Annotated in this window: 11 protein-coding genes, 1 pseudogene and 2 riboswitches; of the genes and pseudogenes, 3 read left to right on the top strand and 9 right to left on the bottom strand. The window is 57.0% G+C overall.

Annotated features, from left to right (window positions below; all coding sequences use genetic code 11):
- Positions 1 to 6: 6 nt before the first annotated feature.
- The 5 genes from GKA01_RS02075 to GKA01_RS02055 form a co-directional block, all read right to left on the bottom strand.
- Positions 7 to 909, bottom strand: coding sequence for a response regulator transcription factor (locus GKA01_RS02075; protein ID WP_244289153.1), 903 nt, complete (start codon positions 907 to 909; stop codon positions 7 to 9).
- Between the two features lie 290 nt (positions 910 to 1,199).
- Entirely contained in the window at positions 1,200 to 3,026 is a 1,827-nt protein-coding gene (gene atzF, locus GKA01_RS02070; protein WP_146858750.1) for an allophanate hydrolase, read from the bottom strand.
- Positions 3,027 to 3,053: 27 nt separating this feature from the next.
- The gene (locus GKA01_RS02065; RefSeq protein ID WP_146858748.1) at positions 3,054 to 3,689 is read right to left on the bottom strand and encodes an urea amidolyase associated protein UAAP2; all 636 of its coding nucleotides are present in this window, start codon (positions 3,687 to 3,689) and stop codon (positions 3,054 to 3,056) included.
- A gap of 12 nt (positions 3,690 to 3,701) precedes the next feature.
- Positions 3,702 to 4,439, bottom strand: a complete 738-nt coding sequence (locus GKA01_RS02060) for an urea amidolyase associated protein UAAP1 (protein WP_146858746.1) — start codon at positions 4,437 to 4,439, stop codon at positions 3,702 to 3,704.
- A gap of 49 nt (positions 4,440 to 4,488) precedes the next feature.
- Positions 4,489 to 6,009 (bottom strand): amino acid permease, encoded by a 1,521-nt coding sequence (locus GKA01_RS02055; RefSeq protein WP_146858744.1) that lies wholly within the window; start codon positions 6,007 to 6,009, stop codon positions 4,489 to 4,491.
- A 161-nt stretch (positions 6,010 to 6,170) separates the two neighbouring features.
- Positions 6,171 to 6,272: riboswitch (guanidine-I (ykkC/yxkD leader) on the bottom strand.
- A gap of 135 nt (positions 6,273 to 6,407) precedes the next feature.
- Positions 6,408 to 6,511, top strand: a riboswitch (guanidine-I (ykkC/yxkD leader).
- 101 nt (positions 6,512 to 6,612) lie between these two features.
- Between GKA01_RS02055 and uca the strand changes: the two genes are divergently transcribed.
- The 3 genes from uca (at position 6,613) to GKA01_RS02040 (ending at position 12,125) form a co-directional block, all read left to right on the top strand.
- Positions 6,613 to 10,209 (top strand): urea carboxylase, encoded by a 3,597-nt coding sequence (gene uca / locus GKA01_RS02050; RefSeq protein ID WP_146858743.1) that lies wholly within the window; start codon positions 6,613 to 6,615, stop codon positions 10,207 to 10,209.
- A gap of 211 nt (positions 10,210 to 10,420) precedes the next feature.
- A complete protein-coding gene (locus tag GKA01_RS02045) occupies positions 10,421 to 11,422 on the top strand; it encodes a sterol desaturase family protein (RefSeq protein ID WP_146858741.1) in 1,002 nt (333 codons plus the stop codon).
- A 40-nt stretch (positions 11,423 to 11,462) separates the two neighbouring features.
- Positions 11,463 to 12,125 (top strand): hypothetical protein, encoded by a 663-nt coding sequence (locus GKA01_RS02040; protein ID WP_146858739.1) that lies wholly within the window; start codon positions 11,463 to 11,465, stop codon positions 12,123 to 12,125.
- Positions 12,126 to 12,147: 22 nt separating this feature from the next.
- On the opposite strand, the pseudogene GKA01_RS02035 reads toward GKA01_RS02040, so the two are convergent.
- From GKA01_RS02035 to GKA01_RS02020, 4 genes and pseudogenes are all read right to left on the bottom strand, one after another.
- Positions 12,148 to 12,854: pseudogene (locus tag GKA01_RS02035) on the bottom strand (IS5 family transposase).
- Between the two features lie 304 nt (positions 12,855 to 13,158).
- Positions 13,159 to 14,733: an efflux transporter outer membrane subunit gene (locus tag GKA01_RS02030; RefSeq protein ID WP_146858737.1), complete on the bottom strand. Its 1,575-nt coding sequence runs from the start codon at positions 14,731 to 14,733 to the stop codon at positions 13,159 to 13,161.
- Between the two features lies 1 nt (position 14,734).
- Positions 14,735 to 15,919 carry an efflux RND transporter periplasmic adaptor subunit gene (locus GKA01_RS02025; protein WP_141353516.1) on the bottom strand — a complete coding sequence of 395 codons (1,185 nt, stop codon included), beginning with the start codon at positions 15,917 to 15,919 and terminating at the stop codon, positions 14,735 to 14,737.
- The gene (locus GKA01_RS02020; RefSeq protein ID WP_146858735.1) at positions 15,919 to 19,143 is read right to left on the bottom strand and encodes an efflux RND transporter permease subunit; all 3,225 of its coding nucleotides are present in this window, start codon (positions 19,141 to 19,143) and stop codon (positions 15,919 to 15,921) included. The genes GKA01_RS02025 and GKA01_RS02020 overlap by 1 nt, the downstream gene beginning before the upstream one ends.
- Positions 19,144 to 19,663 lie beyond the last annotated feature (520 nt).

Below are 19,663 nucleotides of genomic sequence, written 5' to 3'. Positions count from 1 at the left end.
TCCCGGTTACTTCGTCGAAGTCTTGACGGCGATGGCAGCCGCGGAGGCACGATTTTCCACCCCCAGTTTTGCGAAGATCTGCTCGAGATGCTTGTTGACAGTACGGGCGCTGATTCCAAGCACCTCGCTGATGTCCCGGTTCGATTTGCCACGGCTGATCCAGAAGAGAACCTGTGCTTCTCGGGTGGTCAGATTATGGCGCGTAGCGAGGCGCCGTTCTTCTTCCCCGGCTCGACGCAGCAGAAGGGTTACGCCGAGTGTTCCATCAGGCATTGCGGCCCCGGCGATACATTCCAGGCTTCCACCTTCGATCGTACTTCTCATCGCGCCGTTCAGTTCGATAGTCCTGTGTCCCGACGCAGGCCCCTGTTTCGCCAGTTCAGCACAGACGTCGCGAAGTGCTGACGGAAGTGGCATGTGGGGTTGCCACGAGACGAAAAGCCCGGATAGCAGCGAAGCAGCAGCCGGGGTATGCCATGACAGACAGCCATCCGCCGTCACGCCGATGGTGGGCCGGTGGCAGGCATCCAGTGTCAGACGCAATGTGCGTGTCTCGAAGGTGACTCGGAGATGGGCCTGTATCCGGGCTACCATTTCCTCAACGGGCCGGGACTTGGAGATGTAGTCAAGACCTCCTGCCGCCAGTCCGCGCAGAACGTTCTGCGTGTCCATCTGTTCCGTTCTAAAAATGAACGGAATATGGCTGAAGGTTGGATCGTGTCTGATCCGGTTGGCTACTTCAAAACCACCCAGACCCGGCAGCGCGACTTCCATGACGACAAGGTCCGGCGAGACGGCTTTCAGCGTGTCGAGCATGGCTTCGCCGTTCGGCGCTGTCATGGCAGTCATCCCGGCCTGTTCGAGTGCCTCGGCCAGACGGCGCAGGGAAGGAGAGGGTGTATCGGCCACAAGTATTCGTGGAAATCCTGATCCGGGACGTTCCTGCGACCATTGATCTTCCCGCATGGGAGTACCTTTTTTGGCACCTTGCCCGATGCGTTTTTCAGGGCGCCGGGTAGGGCGCCTTTCTGTCTGGCCGTGTGCAGGCCTTTCGGTGGATGCCTGATACATTGCATTCTCCCTGTTCGACCCCCACAGGCTGCGGAGCTGCGTTGTTGTTGCGGAACTGCTTCCCAACGGATCCGCTCCGTTATCGGGAAGCTTGGTTGAAACCTGCCTGACTGTAGGTGTTTGCCGTGTCAGGGCGATATTGTTGACGGGCCGCCCGAGGAGAGCCACGCCCGCCATCCCCCGGTGGACGTAATATCCGTAGCGGAAGAGAGAGCCGCGCCTTCGCAGATAAACCCGGTTTCGAAGCTGCCATCCTCGAGCTCGACCTTACCCAACCCCAGGGGCGCGGGAATCTGCGTCAGGAACGAACCGAGTTCGGCTGAGGGCAGTTCCCAGACCTCGACTTCGATGGCCTGCCCCCCCTCTGCGCAACGTGCCAGTCCCGGCCGCAGGGGCGGGCCACCTGCAAGGGCGTAAAAGCGGTAATCTGGTGCGGTTCTGGCGACCCTGACGAGGCGCGCGTGTCGGTCCCGAAGCTGCCAGTTGAGCGCCAGATTATCGAGATGCGCGCCGCAGACAACGACTCTCGCCCTGTCGTTTGAGGCCGCGCGTCCGACAACAGGCGCCCCGAGCGTCTGACCGCCCACCAGAGGCAGCGCCGATGTTCTCTGAAACGCATCGGCGACGCTCAGAAGATACTGGTCCGTGAAGGAACGGCCGAAGATGGTCACTCCCCAAGGTAGACCATTCGCCATGAAACCCGATGGGACGGCGACAGCTGAATAGTCGAGCAGATTCATGAAATTGGTATAGACGCCGAGCAGGGAATTCGCGGCCACAGGTTGTTCTTGCAACTCAGCGAGCGTGACGGGGCGTGGCATGGCCGGGGTCAGGACACAGTCCAGATCGTCCATCACGGCATCGCAGCGCGCCTTGAGGTGCTGAAGTCTGTAAAGGGCTGAGAACAGATCCCCGGCGCTGTAGCCCGGCGCGGTTTCGAGAACGGCGCGAATAACGGGAAGAATGGCCTCGGGATCGCGTGTCAGTAGATCCCTGACGACAAGATGACGTTCTGCAACCCATGGACCTTCATAAAGGAGTCTCGCAGCTTCCAGAAAGGGGGACAGATCCACTGCAACGGCGATACCGCCCAAGGTTTCCAGACGCGCCACAGCGTCTGCGAACAGGGTTTTACTTTCCGTGCATCCTGCGAAATCAGGATGTGCCGGCACGCCAAACCGGAAACCGGGCCGGACCTTTCCGAATGCCGCAGCCGCGTTCCATTGCGGGTTGTGCCGGCTGTAATCATCGGCGGGATCAAAGCGGGCCAGCAGGGAGAACAGCATGCTGGCCTGCTCTGCAGAGGCTGTCAGGAGCGTCGTGCAGTCTAGGGTCCGGCAGGCTGGCACGACCCCGTGGGTCGAAATCAGCCCGCGCGTGGCCTTGAGACCGACGAGGTTGTTATAGGCAGCGGGAATACGGCCGCTTCCCGCCGTATCCGTGCCAAGGGCGAAACTCGCCACACCCAGTGCCACGGCCAGTGATGAGCCGGAGCTTGAACCGCCCGACGGATACTCGGGCAGCACACTGTTGCGGCAGATCCCATATGGCGAGCGCGTACCGTTCAGGCCGGTGGCGAATTGATCAAGATTTGCTTTGGCGACCGGAATACCGCCCAGATCGATAATGCGACGGACCACGGTAGCGGTTTCGTCGGGACTATACGCGAAGGCCGGACAGGCTGCGGTCGTCGGAATTCCGACGAGGTCGATATTATCCTTGATAACGAATGGAATACCGTAGAGCGGAAGGCTCCTGTCTTCCAGAGCTTCGAGCCGCTGGAGATAGGGCTCCGTTTCATCCTCGTCGAGCACATGGATGAAGGCATGATAATCGCTGTTGAGCGCCAGGGCTTTTTCCCGAAGCGCTGTAATCAGATCACGGGGCGTGAGTGTTCCATCGCGATATGAAGTCAGCAGCGTGTGCGGGGCAAGGTCGGGCAGGGTTGTCAACATCGTCCAGTCCTTCGTCTGTTATGAAAATCAGTCCCAGATGAGCACTTCTGCTGGGGTCGGATTCCACGCATTGCAGGGATTGTTGAGCTGGGGACAGTTGGAGATGACGACGATCAGATCGACTTCAGCGCGCAGCTCAACATATTTCAGCGGGGCGGAAACGCCATCTGCAAAGACCAGCGTACCGTCCGGCGTCACGGGCACATTCATGAAGAAATTAATGTTCGGCGCCAGATCGCGTTTGGTCAGGCGCCCATCCTGAAGACAGCCGCACAGAAAATTGTTGCGACAGCTGTGCATGTAATAGCGGTCGGTAGCGTAGCGGACCGTATTACTTTCCTGCGAGCAGGCGCCGCCCAGCGTGTCATGCTGTCCGCAGGTGTCTGCGGTAATCGTGGCCAGCGGATTTCCAAGATTGGAATACAGCACGGTGCCCGTTGTCAGAAACAGGGCTTTCTGTCGCCGGATAGTGCGCTGGACGTCGTAGCGCTCGCGGGTATTGGTGGCATTGTAGAAAAGCGTATCGATGGCCTGATTGCCTTCGAGGTCGAGAAGACGGAGCGTTTGGCCTTTTTTGACGTCAAAAACATACGGCTCTCCGGCGCCGATGACATGACGGGAGACGGCATCGGCAGGGTCGAGCGTGCTGGAGATGATCGACATCGTTTCGGGTCCTTACAGGCAGAAGAGTTCCGTATTGTAGAAAGCGCGTCCGTTTTCCGCGCATGACTGCCTACATGCGGCTGTAATGCTGGTGTCCCGCACATCCTCGACAGAGAATTCCACAGGTTTGGGCGCGTAATGAGGTGAGGGGTCCATGGGGTGCTGAAGAGCCGTCATCACGACGAGCGTTTCCATCGGTGCGTAAAGATCGACGTAATTGCCAGGCGCTGAATTGCCCTCGACAAACTCAAGGAAGCCGCCATCCGCGACCGCGACCTTGCTAAAGAAATTGACGACCATCTGGATGTCAGGCGCATCCAGATCCCACTTACCCATTTCCACGAGAAGGTTTTCGAAACCGTTGCGATAAAAACCGTTCCGCAGATCTCCAAAACGACCATCGCCATATTTTTCATGAACTTCGGCAGCATTCAGAATGCCACCAAAGCAGTCATGCCAGCCGCAGGTATCGTCCGTGACCGCGAGCAGGACGCGCCCCATATCCGAATACAGACAGTGTCCCGCCGTGACGAAAGCAGTGTGCTGGGCCTTGAGGGAGTCAGGAAGATTGAGCCGCTCGGTCATCTGTCTCGGGTTGAGAGCCATGAGCGAAAGGTTTGCGCCCCCTTCAAGGTCGGTCAGGCGGAGTTTCTGCCCTGCGCGCAGGATAAGAGAGCGGTGGCCACCTCCGGGAATGGTTTCCCGGTAGAGGGTCGGGGTGAGTGTCGGAAATTCAGCCGGATTGGCCATGGAGTGTCTCCTTGTCGGTGGCGCCTGTCATGTCGCCGTCTGGAAGGGGCTAGGCTTCGGAGGGGGTTTTCTGGAATTTCTTCACGATGATCCCGCTGCCAAGCGCGAGCATCAGGAACGCGGTAGGAAATGCGACCATGTAAGGCCGTTCTCCACCTGGATCGAAGACCGCGGTGCGGGGCCAGAGCGTGTTGAGAAGAAATAGCGCCCCACATAGAACGGCACAGAGATTAACAAATGCACGGCGGACGCGTCCCTTCGTCTCAAACTCAAATGAGGAGTCGTCGTCCGATCTTAGCCACTGCCAGCGTCGGAACAGCAGCGGAACCGTTACCAATAGATAGGCGAAATACGTCACACCTACGGCGGACGATGTAATCGCGCCGAAAAGCGACGCGTCGCCATAATTAACCCCGAGGAACGCGGCACTGAGGACGCCCACGAAGACTGTCGCGGCGATCGGCGTCCCGGTGCGGCTGGAAATTCGCCCAAGCTGCTCACAGCCGGGAATGACCCGGTCCCGCGCCATGGAGAAAAGAACGCGTGAGGCGGATGTCTGGATCGCAATCGTTGCCGAAAAAACGGAAATCGCGACAGTGGCCAACAGAAGGTGCCCCACGATTCCTGATGTGATGGCATTGATGACATACGGCACACCGATCGTCGCAAGCTCTCCCGAAGACAGCGACGGCGCAGCCATCAGGGCTCCAAGGATCACAAGTCCACCCGCTACGAAAGACAGAAGAAGGCATCTTACGATTGCACGAGGCGCCGTGCGGGCGGGATCATGTGTTTCTTCCGAGAGCTCGGCTGCGCTGTCGAACCCGTACATGACGTAGACCGCCATGAGCATTGAAGCCAGAAATGCCCCATGCCCGGACATGCCCGGCGCCATGTGCGATGTATCGAGCGTCACTTCGAAACCCCGTCTGGTGTTCAGAAAGAGCGCCGCGACAAGCAGGCATAATCCGCCAATTTCCGCATAGACCCCGGCAACCGTGACGAATGCAGAAATGCGCACTCCCGCGCAGGAAATGATCGTGCTCGCAAGGATCGTGATTGTTCCCAGAATGACGGCATTTTCTGCGCCGCTCAGGGTCGTCACATCAGGGTTCGTCCCGATGAACTGAAACCCTCTCCACAGGCTGGGGAGGATGGACTGCATGGCGATGGCAATCGCGGAAACGCTGACGATATATCCGATCAGCGTCAGCCAACCTGCAATCCATCCCACGTCTCGGACCGATAGACGCGAAGACCACTGGTAGATGGCGCCGGCGACCGGAAGGTGGGAAGCGAGCTCGGCAAAGCAGAGAGCTACGCAGAACTGCCCGAAGAAAACGAGCGGCCATGTCCAGAAAAAAGCCGGACCGCCGAAAGAATAACCCAGGGGGAACATTTCGAAGACGGTGGTCAGGACCGAGACAAATGAAAATCCGGCAGCAAAGGATGCGAATGGCCCGAGGTCCCGCCGCAACTCCTGCTGATATCCCAGACGGGCGAGATACTCGCTGTCCACACTATGCGGTGGGGATGCGGGAGAAGGCCTGACCGTATCGGCGCCGATCATCGGACGTACCGAGCCGTGAGTGAACAGCCCCGCCGTTTCCGGCTACAGGCCTGGGCGAGAAGACATAAAGTCGGCTTCATTGTCGTTCTTCTCCGGTCTATTCAGACGGAGATGGCGCACACATCACGAAAGATATGCGACGCCATTTCCGGCATCTCAATATCTCCCGGGCTTTTGTCCCGCCGTGTAACCTCGAAGCCGAGGCCGCGCGCTCTCGGACCAGCCATCCAGAAAAACTGGACCGGAACCCTAGCGGCTTTCATATTTTCATATCGGTCATGGTATGAAGTTGCAAGGGCAATATTGCGATCGGAAAACGGATTCTCTTTCCGGATTAAAATCCGCGCGAAACATTGAATTTCTCCTTGACCCGTTTTCTGAACGGAACAAGATTGATGGCAATGGCGCGCTAGGGTTCCGCCCCAATGAATGTTGGGAGTCTGGTCCGAGAGCACGCGGCCTCGGCTTCGAGGTTACACGGCGGGACAAAAGCCCGGGAGATGAAAGCCGTAGCGGCCTGTAAGGCTGTTTGGCGTACGTGTGACCGGAGTTTCGAAGCCATGACACCTTTCCTTTCCCGCTCATCATATGGATTGTCGCGCCATGTTTGATCGCGTCCTTATTGCCAACCGTGGTGCAATCGCGTGCAGGATCATCAGAACGTTACGACAGATGGGCATCGGCTCAGTTGCGGTTTATGCCGAAGCGGATGTGGCGAGTCTGCATGTGAGAGACGCAGATATCGCGGTCTCTCTCGGAGAGGGCGGTCCTTCGCAGACCTATCTGAATGCAAAGCGTATCATTGAAATTGCCCTTGAGACGGGTGCGCAGGCGATTCATCCTGGATATGGTTTCCTATCGGAGAATGCGGCTTTCGCTGACGCCTGTGAGGCTGCGGGGATCAGGTTTATTGGCCCAGAGGCAGGGCAACTCGTGGCCTTTGGCCTGAAACATGAGGCGCGTGCTCTTGCCTGTGCGCAGGGCGTTCCCCTGTTGCAGGGCTCTCCTCTGCTTCAGTCCGTGGAAGACGCCCGCCAGGCTGCGGCCGGGGTGGGGTATCCGGTAATGCTCAAGAGCACTGCCGGGGGCGGTGGCATCGGGATGCGCGTCTGCTGGACCGAGGAGGAACTCGTTGGAATCTATGAGACTGTTCGGCAGCTGGGCGAGAACAATTTTAGTGATTCCGGCGTTTTCGTCGAAAAATACATCGAACGCGCACGTCACCTTGAAGTCCAGATTTTTGGCGATGGAGCAGGAGGAGTCATATCGCTTGGCGTACGGGACTGTTCGGTCCAACGACGCAATCAGAAAGTCGTAGAAGAAACTCCAGCTCCAGGTCTGCCGTCTGGTATGGCGGACGCTCTCTGCGCTGCGGCGATCCGTCTTGGCGAGGCCGTTCGTTACAGAAGCGCGGGCACAGTAGAATTTGTTTATGATACGATCGCGGAAGATTTCTATTTTCTTGAAGTCAATACACGTCTTCAGGTCGAGCATGGTGTAACCGAAGAGGTCTGGGGGGTCGATCTGGTCCGCTGGATGATCGAACTTGCCGCCGGTGCTCTTCCAGCTCTCACCGTCCTCGCGGCCCGACTGAAGCCTGAAGGACATGCGATCGAAGCACGTATTTATGCTGAAGATCCAGGGAAAAATTTCCAGCCCGCACCGGGTCTGCTGACCGAAGTCAGCTTTCCCCGGGCAGGAGGAAATGGGCTGCGTATCGATACCTGGCTCGAAGCAGGAGCCGAAATTTCCCCCTTCTTTGATCCCATGATCGCCAAGGTCATTGCTTTTGCACCAACGCGGGCTGAGACGATCGAGAGACTTGATCAGGCGCTGGCAGAAACATCGCTCTACGGCGTGGAAACGAACCGGGCCTATCTGCGGCAGATCCTTTCTGAAGTGCCGTTCACGTCTGGTGCTCCATGGACGCGATGCCTTGAACAGATTGTTTATCGTCCTTCCACGATCGACGTTCTGACGGGCGGAACCCAGACGACGGTTCAGGACTTTCCGGGACGGCTGGGATACTGGGCTGTCGGTGTTCCACCCTCCGGTCCCATGGACAGCAGAGCCTTCCGCCTTGGTAATGCGCTGCTCGGAAACTCTTCGGACGCAGCAGGTCTTGAGATCATCATGACGGGACCGTCTCTGCGGTTCAATGTCGAGAGTTCTGCTGTTGTGACCGGCGCGGATATCGCGATTACCCTTGATGGTGTTCCGCTCGTGATGAATACGGTCTTCCGTATCCGTGCCGGGCAGACGCTGCGCTTCGGCATGACGCGGGACGGTGCCCGTTCCATGCTGTGCCTGAGTGGAGGTCTGGATGTCCCGCTTTACCTTGGTAGCCGGTCCACATTTACGCTTGGCAAATTCGGTGGTCATGCCGGTCGGCCTTTGCGGGCTGGCGACGTCCTGCATGTTGGCGTTGCCGCAGTACAACCGGAGGAGCGGACCCTTGCGCCAGAGTTGTGCGCCAGTCCGTGTGGAATACGGACGATCCGTGTGATCTATGGCCCGCACGGGGCGCCTGAATATTTCACACCTGCCTATATCGACAGGTTCTTTGAATCTGAGTGGGAAGTTCATTTCAATTCAAACCGGACAGGGATCCGCCTGATCGGTCCCCGTCCGGAATGGGTTCGTGATACGGGAGGGGAGGCAGGACTGCATCCCTCCAATATCCATGACAATCCCTATGCGGTCGGGGCAGTGGATTTTACGGGAGATATGCCCGTCATCCTTGGGCCGGATGGGCCCAGCCTTGGAGGATTTGTCTGCCCTGCGACCGTGATCGAGGCCGATCTCTGGCAACTTGGACAACTCAGAGCCGGGGACCGTATCAGATTCGTGCCTGTCACGGTGCAGACCGCCCGTGAGATTGCCCGGAGCCAGAATGAGGAAATTGCCTCTCTTTCCCCTCTTCCGTCGCAATGGTCCCAATGCCCGCTCGGGTCTCCGATTGTTCTGGATATCGGAGAAGGGGAGGAGCGTCTGGTCGGACGGCTGGCGGGAGACACGTCGCTGCTTCTGGAGATTGGAGACGCCAGGCTCGATATCGCCTTGCGGTTCCGCGTGCATGCTCTCATGGAAGCCCTGGAGCAGGTCCGGGCACCGGGCGTGATTGATCTGACGCCCGGCATACGTTCGCTTCAGGTTCACTTCGTGCCTGAACGCCTGCCTCTCTCCGATCTGCTGTCTGAGATTGCGGGTCTCTGGAAGAACGTGATCGAACGCAGGGATATTCGTGTTGCGTCCCGAACGGTTTATCTTCCGCTTTCATGGGACGATCCTGCCTGCCGGCTGGCCATCGAGAAATACATGACGACGGTGCGGCCGGATGCTCCGTGGTGTCCCAGCAATATCGAGTTCATCCGCCGGATCAATGGTCAGAAAACGATCGGGGACGTGCGGGAGACCGTATTTGACGCACGTTACCTCGTCATGGGGCTGGGAGATGTTTATCTCGGAGCCCCTGTTGCGACGCCCCTTGATCCACGGCAGAGGCTTGTGACGACAAAATACAATCCCGCGCGAACATGGACGGCTGAAAATTCCGTCGGTATCGGGGGGGCCTATCTGTGTGTCTACGGGATGGAAGGGCCCGGCGGGTACCAGTTTGTTGGACGCACATTGCAGATGTGGGCCCGCTACACGTTGCCGAAAGCCTTTGAAGGAAAGCCGTGGCTGCTGAGGTTTTTTGATCAGTTACGGTTTTTTCCGGTTTCAGCCGAAACCCTTGAAAAAATCCGGCGCGACTTTCCGGTCGGACGCTATGATCTGCGGATTGAAGAGAGCGAACTGTCCCTGTCGGACTATGAAAAATTTCTTGAGCGTGAGGCGGAAGGAATCACGGAGTTTCGCGCGCGCCAGGCAGAAGCCTTTGAGGCTGAGAGACGGTACTGGATCGAAGCCGGTCTGGACCATTTCGAAACCCAGGAAACGTCTGCACAGGACGAAGACGCGACGTTACTGGCAGAGGGTGAACTGGCCATAGAGAGCGATATTGCCGGAAACGTCTGGCAGGTTCTGGCCAAGGTAGGGGATACTGTAACGTCTGGTCAGACTGTCGTGGTGCTGGAGTCCATGAAGATCGAGATCGCTGTGCAATCGCCTGCCGACGGGGTGATCCGCGAAATCAGGGCCTCTCCTGGTAAGCCGGTCCGTGCAGGGCAGGCTGTCGCGGTCATCGCGTGTGTATAAAAATGATAATCTTTGTGAGGTTGCTCAAATCGCGTGACATCCTGTGTTTATTAAAGCGGAAGGGCGTATTTTTAGAGAGTTTCTTCCGAAAAATATGCTTGTCGCGCAATTATACGTCGATTGACGTAATGACCTCGAATGCAAGTTTCTGATTAACTCCGAATCAATCTTGGTCCGTACCAATCTGGCTACAAGCCTGCAGGGGGTTACAATGGACGGAATTCGTGTCGGAAAACGGGTGATTGGAACACAAGCTCCGGTAACGATCGGCTGGGAAAACATTCCCAAGGTCGAAGGCGGCCCGGTGAAGCTTTTTTTCTTCACTTATTTTCAGCCAGCAGTTCTCTTCGGACTGATCCTGTTCTGGTATTACGCGCCGAACTCGATTGCGAAGGCATCAACGGCCGTTTGGATCTCTGTCGTATTCAAGGCTGTTCTGCTTGGACTGGAATGGGTCAATCCTCGCTACAGAAGCTGGCAACTGACATGGAAAGAGCTGGTCACTGATCTCTTCTATGTCGGTCTGGGCTATACTCTCATTAAGTATATCGAAATTTATGCCGGTAGCGATGCGGTCGCTGATTATATTCAGGGCTACCTGCATGTTGGAAAGCTGGACTGGTTTCTAGGGCTTCCCATACTCGTGCAGGCGTTTCTAATTTCCTTTATTTTTGATTTCGGGCAGTACTGGATGCATCGTGGGATGCATAACTGGTATCCCTTGTGGCTGCCGCACTCCGTGCATCATTACATTACCCAGTTGAATGTGAATAAGGGTTCAGTCGGCAATCCGCTTGAGCTCTTCCTGATTGGACTGGGTATGGGCGGATTTTTCAATTTCGTGCCGCGCGCTTTCCTGCTTGCAGGCGCGATGACCATGGCGATTTCCGTCTATCAGCACATCAATGTCCGCTTCAATACACCCAGGTGGTGGAGATATCTGTTCAATACCGTTGAACATCACAGCCTGCACCATTCCAGGGATTTTGAGGCCAGTCGCAGTAATTTTTCCAATACCTATATTTTCATTGATCGCATGTTTGGAACCTGTGTGGATGGTGAAGCCGAGCTTCTGGGTATGGAGGGCGGTCGTCGGATGTCTGTGCGCGAGCAGATGACCTATCCTTACCTTCAGGCTTTCAAGACAGTCAGGCGCAAGATCAGAAAGCGCCTTGGAATACAGCCGGCCTCTGTGCGGAGCCGTGTGAGCTGAAACGAGTTTGGCAGTAATTTCCCTTAGAGAGGAACGACACTTGAACCTGCGTTTCATAGACTGGATCTGGTGTGTTCGGGGTAGTGTACCACTCGCACCGGATCTCTCGACCGACAAGGCGTTTGAAAAACTTGATGCTCTGTTCCAGGTCCCGGGGACAACATATGATCGCGTTCAGGAAAGGCTGGTTTTCAAGAAAAAAAACCAGCCTTCGCAGGACAAGATGTCGATATTTGACTCTGGCGTCCTGAACGTGGAAGCCAGTGAGCACGGACGAAGATTAAGATATAATCTCGTCAGTCGGACACTCTTGCTCTGCTTTTTGGCGCCAGCACTGTTTTTCGGGTTTGCAAAAGTCTTCGAGTTCACAAGAGATCATCAGAAACCAGCTCTGCTGACGTCGGCATCCCATTCGGTTGCATCATCGGCGGCGATCGACGCCAAGAAAAGTCCCGGCGAGAAAAAAGACGCAGTTCCTCCGATGAATTCCATCGATAAATTTCTGGGTGCACCGGCGCCAGAAAAAAAAGACGATACCGGGGACAAAGAGAAAAAGGCGAAGAAATTTTCGCCTACATCGGCATATGTCTTCTGCGGTCTGTTTGCTTTTCTGTATGTCGTCGGACGTATTCTTGAGCAGATTCTGATAAAGCGGGAATTTACGCGGGCAATCGGCCTTGCGGTTGTTCTGGGCCTATCCTGAGGATGTATCGTTTTAAAAGCTGTTAAGTCCGTCCTAGGATCAGGACACATAGCCAGAAAATGACGGTGGGGTATCTGTCGTAGCATGTTGCGACCCGCCGCCAGTCCTTGATCCTTCCGAACATGATCTCGATGCGGTTGCGACGTTTATATTTTCGTTTGTCGTATTTGACTGGTTTTCCGCGGGATCTCCGTCCCGGAATGTAGGGCCTGATCCCTTTTTCCTCCAGAGCACCCCGGAACCAGTCAGCATCATAACCCCGGTCCGCCAGCATCCACTGTGCCATAGGGAGGCTGTCCAGCAGAGCAGCGGCACCGGTGTAATCACGGGCCTGTCCCGTCGTTATGAAGAAGCTCAGCGGTCGTCCGGTCTTATCCGTGATCGCGCATGTAGCTTCGTATTCATACCGCCTTTGGTGCGACCGATCAGGCGGCCTGGATCCTCTTTTTTAGCCGCAGGCTTGAAGCCGTGCGATGTGCTTTGAGATAGGTCGCATCAATCATGATGGTCTGAGGCTCTGTCTTTTCGGCGGCCAGACCGCCCATCATCCGCATGAAAATATGCCCATGTCGCCCCAACGTTTCCAGCTGTTGTAGAGCGTCTTGTGGGGGCCGTATTCCCGGGCGCATCAGGCCATTACGGTTCACAAAGATGATGCCGTTCAGCGCGCGGCGGTCATCAACGCTAGATTTACCGTGGCTTTTGGAAAAACGGCCGCAGACGATCCATCTGGTCATCCTGTAGTCAGTACAAGTCGCTCACCTTCAGTCTCCTTACAGAGTCTGAATCAAAATTCCCCATAAAAATCAATGGGTCCTGAGCCTGTAGAGCTACTCGGCTAGCATGCCTGTCACCTCCTTTGAAGAAGGCCTAAACACCGATAATGGTCCAGATGGCAAATTATTTTGCTAAAGTACGGCAGGAAAATCCGTGGCTAGTTTCAGTGTGTCGCTGGCATTCCCGAGTTGATCGAGGATGCCAGCGGTTTCCCAAAAAAATTCCTTCGATGACTGCCTTCAGTGACTGTATGGCGTCAGGGTCGGGAAACTATCGGCTGCGTTATATTTTCGAACTGCTCCGGATGCTGTGAGATTGTGACGTCTCCAACAGGTTTCGGGTGGTGCAGATTGTCGTATTGCAGCGGAGTGATCGAGAGCGTCTGGTCCATGGTCGGCAGGTCCTTCACGTTCCAGCCACCGCCGAGGCTTCGGATCAGATCCACGTCCGCGTGGTACAGACGGGTTGCGATCTCGACCTGATGGATGCGGCTTTCCAGCGTGTTTTCCTGACTGAAGATGGCCTCAAGATAGGTTCCGACGCCGCCCTGATAGAGCGTCATGGTCATGTTCTGCGTGGCGAGATTGGCTTTGACCGCTTGTTCCAGCGCCGCGTTTTCCTTAGTCAGACGTTCGGTCAGAGACAGACCGTCTTCCACTTCGCGGAAGGCCGACAGAACTTTCATGCGATAGTCGTCGCGCGTTTCCCGATAGGCTGACCATGTTCTCTGAAGCTCTGCCCGACGCAGTCCGCCATCAAAGAGCGGCATGTCGAGCGTTGCGCCATAGGTCCATAGCGAGTTGGCCAGATTGGCCAGATCAAAGCCATTGGCGGAGAAACCACCATTCAGGCGCAGGGCGATATGCGGATAGAAAGCCGCACGCGCAATGCCGATTTCACGATTGGCCTGTGCCATCTCGCGTTCGGATGATGCGATGTCCGGACGACGCTGGAGCAGGGTGGAAGGAACGTTCGTGGGGATCGTCGGCTGAACGAAATGGAACTCAGGGCTGGCAGGGATATGGAAGCTCGACGGTGAGATGTTGGTCAGCACCGCGATGGCATGTTCCGTAACCTGTCTTGCGGCCTGAATATCCAGACGCGCCGCCTGTGTGGTGTAGAGCTGCGCCTGTGCCCGCGCCAGATCGAGGCGAGGAGCGGCCTGGTTCTGAACCTGATTCTCGGTGATATGAACGGCGCGCTCATAGTAGCCGATGGACTGCGCATAGATCGCATCCTGCGCATCGTAGCCACGAAGCTGGATATAGTCGCGCGCAAGCTCGGCCTGAGTACTCAGACGGGCCATCGCGAAATCGGCCGCACGCTGCTGGGCGAACTGTTTCTGTTCGCGGACGCGGTTGCGGATGGACGACCAGAAGTCAGGCTCCCATGATGCCAGACCGCCATATTCCTCTTCGGTCTGGGTCAAGGTCGCGCCGTTGCGGAACAGACGGTCAGCGGACTGCTTGTTGTCCGACGCCCCGGCTTCAAGAGCGACATGCGGAAGCAGTTCCGAACGCGCAGCTACGACAAGGGCGCGCGCCTGAATGAAGCGCTCGGCAGCGGCCTGGATGTCGCCGTTATCCGAGGTGGCGCGGGCTTCAAGATCGTTCAGTAGTGGGTCCTGAAACATGGTCCACCAATTGGTGGGCAGTGCCGTATCCGCGGGTGTGGCCACGGCAAACGGCGCCTGCCCCTGCCATGAGGCGGGGACGACAAGATTCGGAGCCTTATAGGTGGGCGCCAGATCGCACGCGGACAGACCGAGCAGCGACAGGGCGGTGCCGCAGACCAAACCGGTGCGGCGGAGGCGGGAGAAGGATGGAATCATCTTACTCGTTCTCTTTTCCGAAGCCGGACTGGTTGTAGCCGCGCTGCGGCACGGTCACGTTGACCTTGTCACCTTCGAGCACATCCGCTGGCGGGTTGGCGATCACGCGGTCGTTCGGGCCGATGCCAGCCTGAATTTCCGTTGCCGTATCAGCCATGCGTCCGACCGTCACATTTTGGAAATGGACCGTGTTGTCGTCCCGTACCACAGCGAGCTGCATGCCCTTTTCCTGAAAGACCAGAGCACTCGTGGGAACTTCGTAGAGATGTGAGTTCTCATTGTTCGCCTTGAGCTCCACCGAAGCAAAGGTGCCCGGCCACAGCACTTCGTTCGGGTTATCCATCTCGAATTCTGTGGTGGAGGTGCGGGTGTTCGGATCATAGCCGCGTGCGGTCGTCAGGAAGTTCGCCTTGAACTTGCGGTCCTTGAACTGCGGCACGCTGACGTCGGCTGTGATGTCCGGCTGAAGGACATACTGGAAAACTTCCGGCACGGAGACGAAGAGACGCAGCTTGTGGACGTCAGCCACGGTGAAGAGTTCGGAAGCCGCACCAGCAGCGTTGAGATTGCCGCCGCCGTCATGGACGTAGTCGCCGACATTGATGTCACGTGAGGTAACGATACCATCGAAGGGTGCGACAATCGTCTTGAAGCGTTCGAGCGCCTCGAAATGAGCAACGTTCCGTTCGGCGGCTTCGACCTGCGCCTTGGCGGACTGCTGGTCAGCTTGTGCGACCGAGACGGACTGCCCCGAGACGGACTGTGAGCGGCCCATGGCCTGCCAACGCTGGAGCGTGACGTTAGACAGGTTGTACTTGGCCATGATCGACGCGAGATCGGCCTTCGCCTGTGCGTATTGCGCGTCCAGCGCCGGGGCGTTGATCTCGGCCAGAACATCGCCCTGCTTCACGCGGGCACCGTAGTCCTTGTACCACATCTTCACATAGCCCGAGACCTGCGGATAGATCGGGGCCTGATACCAGGCGTCAATATTGCCGGGCAGCGTCAGGGCGACCTTCTTGGGGGACTGGATCGGCTTGACGACGGCAACGTCGGGCAGAGCATTTTCCTTGGTCTCGACCGCGAGGGCGGTAGAGACATGAATGCGGTCAACCACGATATAGCCGACATAGAGCGCGAGGAGGCACCCTCCCGCAGCGGCGATGAGTTTGGGGGAGGTAGCCATCAGGCGATTTCCTTCTGACGCGATGTGCGGTTGTGGAGGATTGCGTATACGCAGGGAACAAAGAGGAGAGTCGAGATCGTTGCGACGATCAGGCCACCAATCACGGCGCGGCCGAGGGGCGCGTTGGTCGAGTTCGATGTTGCCATCGGGATCATGCCCACGACCATGGCCAGCGCGGTCATGATGACCGGTCGGATACGGCCATACCCGGCTTCAATAGCGGCTTTAAGTGCATCGCCGTGGATTTCGAGTCGTTCACGGGCAAAGGATACCACGAGGATCGAGTTCGCGGTTGCGGTTCCCATGCACATGATGGCACCCGTCAGGGCCGGCACGGACAGTCGTGTCTGTGTGAGGAACAGAGCCCATGCGATGCCGCCGAGTGCTCCCGGAAGGGCCGTGATGATGATGAACGGGTCCAGCCAGGACTGAAAGTTCACCACGATCAGCAGATAGATCAGGACGATCGAGATTGCGAGACCGATGATGAGCTGCTTGTAGGCGCCTGCCATCGTTGTGGCCTGACCGTGGATATCGACTTCGGCGGAGGTCGGCTTGTTATGATCGTCGTGGGCGACGACCTGACGCACCTTGTCCAGCACGGAACCCATATCGGTGCCTTCGATGTTCACATAGATGTCGATTTCGGACATCGAGTTGTAGTGCGACACTTCGCCCGGGGTGCCGGCTGCCACGACATTGGCAATGGCGCCCAGAAGCTGGGTCTTGTCGTTGGGGTCACCGTCTCCCTTGTCGACCGGGATGGTCAGCAGGTCATTGAGATGGGTGAGCTGGTCTTGTGACGTGTAGACGTTGAGCGGGAAGGTAACGTTGTCGACCGGATCAAGCCAGAACTGCGGATCGACGACGCCTGAACCGGCAAGCGTCAGCAGTTCGTTGGTTGCAAGATCGTTCTCTGTCACGCCAGTCGCCTGACTGAAGGTTCGGTTGCCATTCACCAACAGTGTCGGCGTAGACATTGTCTGCTGGATATTCACGTCCGCCGTGCCCGGGATCTGGCGAATCAGCCCGATCAGGTGCTTGGCATAGTTGTAGTTCTCCATGGCATCCGGGCCGGAAAGCTGGATGTCGATGGGAGCAGCGGAACCAAAGTTCAGGATCTTGTTCGTCAGATCCGCAGGCTGGAAGGTGAAGACCGTTCCCGGGAAGCGCTTGGAGAGATCTTTGCGCAGGAGAGCACGGTAATCCCAGACTGGGGATTCTGAATTCTTCAGGGCGATCGTCAGATCGCAATCCTGCGTCCCGATGGATGGGGTCGGGATGAAGGCCTGGTTATGCGGTCCTTCGGGAAGGCCGCAGTTCGAGATGATGTTCTCGACCTTGCCCGGCAGAAGCTGGTTGATGCGGTCATCCACGAGGGCGGCAATCCGGCCTGCGACTTCAATACGCGTTCCGAGCGGTGCGCGCATGTGCATCTGAAGGGCGTCGGATTTCACTTCGGGGAAGAAGTCCCGTCCTGCGATGAAATAGAGCCCCATGGATGCGATGGACAGCATCATGAAGACGCCGACAAAAGCGCCACGGCGTTCCACGCAGCGTGTGAGGATCGTGTTGTATCCTTCACGGAAGCTGGTGAAGCGCGCCTCGAAGCCCTTCTGGAAGCGGCTGAAGAAGCCGGACGGCGGACGCTGGGTCGCATGCGGATTCGAGATGTCGATCGCAGAATCATGAATTCCGTACGGGTCTTCATCCGGACCAGGTGCGCCGACGGGGTGATGCACATGTCCTGCGAGAAGGTACTTCGCCATGGTCGGAACAAGGGTTCGCGACAGGATGAAGGACGCGATCATCGCGAACATGATGGCAAGAGCCATCGGCATGAAGAGGTAGCCTGCAACGCCATCCAGCTCGAACAGCGGCAGCCAGACAATGCAGATGCAGGTCGTGGAGACGAAGGTCGCGATGACGATCTGGTTTGCCGCATCGATAATCGCAGTTTCGAGATCCTTGCCCATTTCGAGATGGGTATCGATGTTCTCGATCATCACCGTGGCGTCATCGACGAGAATACCGACTGCGAGCGCGAGACCACCGAGCGTCATGACGTTGATCGACTGACCGGCCCATCCAAGCGCGATGATCGAGCACAGGATGGCCAGCGGAATTGAGGTCGCGATAATGACCGTCGAGCGCCAGGAACCGAGGAAGAGCAGAACCACGATACCGGTCAGGAACGACGCGGTAATCATTTCCTGAACCACATCCTTGATCTGATCCTTCACCATGATGGAGGCGTCGGACAGGATGGAGATATGGACGTCAGGCGGCAGGATCGCTTTCAGGCGCGGGAGCAGGGCTTTGGTGGCCGCAACCACATCGAGCGTGGAAGCCGTGCCGCCTTTCTGGGTGATCATCTCGACGCCCTGGCGGCCTTTGACCAGCACAAGGTTCGTCTGGGGATGGCCACCGCGATAAACCGAGGCTACGTCGCGCACATAGATGACCGCATTGCCAACGCGCTTGACCGGAATATTGGCGATATCGTCCATGGATTCCGGGGCAGCGTTGGTCTGAACCATCCAGTCCGTCGCGTCGATCTTCTGGTCACCTGCTGGCAGAACAATGTTCTGGGCGGTCAGGGCTGCCTGAACGTCTGCTGCGGAGAGGTGGTGGGCCTGAAGCTGCTTCTGGTCGAGAGAGACCATGACGAAGCTGTCCATGCCGCCGTAAGGATGGGCGACGATGGCGCCGGGAACCGTGGCGAGGAGCGGACGAACGCGAATGACACCGAGCTTGAAAAGATCGGAGGGCGTCTGTTTGTCAGACGTCATCTGAAGGGCAATGACCGGAACCTGCGACGGGTTCAGGGCCACGATCATCGGTGCCGGGACTTTGGGCGGGAGCCCGAGCAGCACGGTCTGCGCGATAGCCGATACTTCGGCTTCGGCGGTCCCGACCGATGTTCCGGGCTGGAAATAGATGTTGACGATCGAGCGGCCGTAATAGGAGCTGGACTCCATATGCTCGATATTCTGAACGGTCGTGGTTACGGCCAGTTCGAAGTTATAGGTGATACGACCTGCAAATTCCTGGGGCAGAAGTCCCGGGTAAGTCCAGATTGCCGCAACGACCGGAACCTTGATGTTTGGGAAAACATCGGTCGGCGTCTTGAGGATCGACATCACGCCAAGCAGCACGATCATGATCGATAGGACGACAAAGGTGAGTGGTCGCCTTAGTGCGGTGACGACGATGGCATTCATTCAGCTCGGTTCCCGACAAGGGTAGCAAAGAAGGGAACCATGACGATACGGATCTGGAAATACAACGTCTTTTAAATCGTGATTTATGGAGATTTTTTTATTATTTTTGTTAAAATTAAAAAAACATTTATGCAGAATTTCTTGTGGAAAACGAATTTCGATAATTCTGTATAAATAAAAAGTAATCTCTGTGCGAGAGGCAGGTTTGCTAACGAAACGTCGGGATAGCAGAACCGGCATTATACAGTTCCTGAATGATCATCTGGAAAATCGATCTTTCATTCTCGACGATCATTATACGATTGCGGACATGTCGGCATGGGGCTGGCTTGGACCGGGCAGCGCGGGTTATGAAAGGTGAAGAGAGACCGCTTGAACGCTGGCCCAATCTGAGGCGTTTCATGAAGATGATGAACGCTCGTCCTGCAGTCGATCGTGCACATGCCATTGTGAACGGGCACGTGTTCAAGACCGTGATGGATGAAGACGCGCGTCAGGCCATGTACCCCACCAGTCTATC

The organism is Gluconobacter kanchanaburiensis NBRC 103587 (assembly GCF_007988905.1).
GTDB classification, from domain to species: domain Bacteria; phylum Pseudomonadota; class Alphaproteobacteria; order Acetobacterales; family Acetobacteraceae; genus Gluconobacter; species Gluconobacter kanchanaburiensis.
The sequence above is the reverse complement of the archived record's forward strand: the minus strand, read 5'-3'. Positions and strand labels throughout refer to the sequence as shown.

Coding starts and splice junctions, on each gene's coding strand:
- uca (WP_146858743.1), top strand. CDS start 6,613: ATGTTTGATCGCGTCCTTATTGCCAACCGTGGTGCAATCGCGTGCAGG.
- GKA01_RS02020 (WP_146858735.1), bottom strand. CDS start 19,143: ATGAATGCCATCGTCGTCACCGCACTAAGGCGACCACTCACCTTTGTC.
- GKA01_RS02025 (WP_141353516.1), bottom strand. CDS start 15,919: ATGGCTACCTCCCCCAAACTCATCGCCGCTGCGGGAGGGTGCCTCCTC.
- GKA01_RS02055 (WP_146858744.1), bottom strand. CDS start 6,009: ATGATCGGCGCCGATACGGTCAGGCCTTCTCCCGCATCCCCACCGCAT.
- GKA01_RS02045 (WP_146858741.1), top strand. CDS start 10,421: ATGGACGGAATTCGTGTCGGAAAACGGGTGATTGGAACACAAGCTCCG.
- GKA01_RS02060 (WP_146858746.1), bottom strand. CDS start 4,439: ATGGCCAATCCGGCTGAATTTCCGACACTCACCCCGACCCTCTACCGG.
- GKA01_RS02065 (WP_146858748.1), bottom strand. CDS start 3,689: ATGTCGATCATCTCCAGCACGCTCGACCCTGCCGATGCCGTCTCCCGT.
- atzF (WP_146858750.1), bottom strand. CDS start 3,026: ATGTTGACAACCCTGCCCGACCTTGCCCCGCACACGCTGCTGACTTCA.
- GKA01_RS02030 (WP_146858737.1), bottom strand. CDS start 14,733: ATGATTCCATCCTTCTCCCGCCTCCGCCGCACCGGTTTGGTCTGCGGC.